The organism is Kiloniella majae (assembly GCF_002118315.1).
GTDB lineage: Bacteria > Pseudomonadota > Alphaproteobacteria > Kiloniellales > Kiloniellaceae > Kiloniella > Kiloniella majae.
In genome coordinates this window covers 1-1,300 of record NZ_MTSZ01000016.1, presented here as the reverse complement: position 1 = coordinate 1,300, position 1,300 = coordinate 1, and the positions used below count along the sequence as shown (strand labels likewise).

General features: G+C 43.7%; 1 protein-coding gene. It reads left to right on the top strand.

What is annotated here, in order from left to right; genetic code table 11:
* Nucleotides 1-40: 40 nt before the first annotated feature.
* Nucleotides 41-1,275 (top strand): IS3 family transposase gene (locus BKB51_RS20455; RefSeq protein ID WP_088245197.1). Its coding sequence is split into 2 segments (ribosomal slippage): nt 41-383 and nt 383-1,275, totalling 1,236 coding nucleotides; the frame shifts between segments, so codons are not numbered across the junction.
* Nucleotides 1,276-1,300 lie beyond the last annotated feature (25 nt).

Here is a 1,300-nt window from a genome sequence, read left to right as displayed (position 1 = left end):
TGTCGCGTCCTGAAATAAGTTTACATATTGGAGACTTATGATGGGACCTTCAAAGAAAGAGCGAGTAAAGCGTAGTCAGCGTGATTATCCTTTAGGCTTTAAATTGTCAGTTGTTGATGAGATAGAAAAAGGCGATCTGACTTATAAGCAAGCTCAAGATCTTTATGGCATTCAAGGGCGGAGTACTTGCTTAACGTGGCTTCGCAAGCATGGTAAACTTGATTGGTCGAAACCTTTGAACCATTTAGCCATGCCAAAGAACAAAGAAACTCCCGCCCAGAAGATCAAACGCCTTGAACGGGCTCTTGAGGATGAACAGCTCAAGAACATTGTTTATGGGGAAATGATGAATGTTATTCACGAAGAATACGGGATTGATCTGCGAAAAAAGTACTTAAGCACACTCTCTGGGTCAGTAAAGAAAAAGGACTGATCCAGCTCGCAAGGGTGTGCCCTTTGTTTGAGACAAGCCGTCAGTCGGTTTATCACTGGAGAGGTCGGATTGCAGAACGTCATCGTGTTTTATCCCCGGTCAAAGATCTGGTTCTTTACTGGCGTCGTTTTATGCCTCGAATTGGGACGCGTAAGCTCTATCACCTGATCAAGTCTGAACTTGATACTCAGGGGATCAAGCTGGGGCGTGATGGACTGTTCTCTTATTTGAAGAGCGAGCGTTTATTGGTTCCTGTTCGCAGGAGTTACCAGAAAACGACACAGAGTAAGCACTGGCTCAGGAAACATCCGAACCTTTTAAAGGATCGTCATGTAGATCAGACAGAGCAGGTCTTTGTGAGTGACATCACTTATTTGCAGAGTGATGAGGGAACACACTATTTGTCTCTGGTCACAGATGCTTATTCCCGAAAGATCATGGGCTATGAAGTCAGTGATGAGATGAAGACAAGTGATGTAATCAAGGCTTTGAAGATGGCACTTAGACAGAGAAAAACAGATAAACCCGCCATTCATCATTCTGATCGGGGATTACAATATTGTTCTGCCGAGTATCAAAAGCTTCTCGCAGAACAACAAATATCACCCTCTATGACAGATGGATATGATTGCTATCAGAATGCGATGGCTGAGAGAGTGAACGGGATCCTCAAACAAGAGTTCCTGCTCTATAAATGCAAAACCTTGGCTGAACTGAAGAAGCTGGTTGCTCAATCCATTACCATATACAATCAACTCAGACCGCACTTGAGCCTGGACATGAAAACACCAGAACAAGTGCATAAAAAAGCCAGCTGCAAAATGCAGCTGGCTATAACCTAAAAAAACGTCAACGTATTTCAGGACG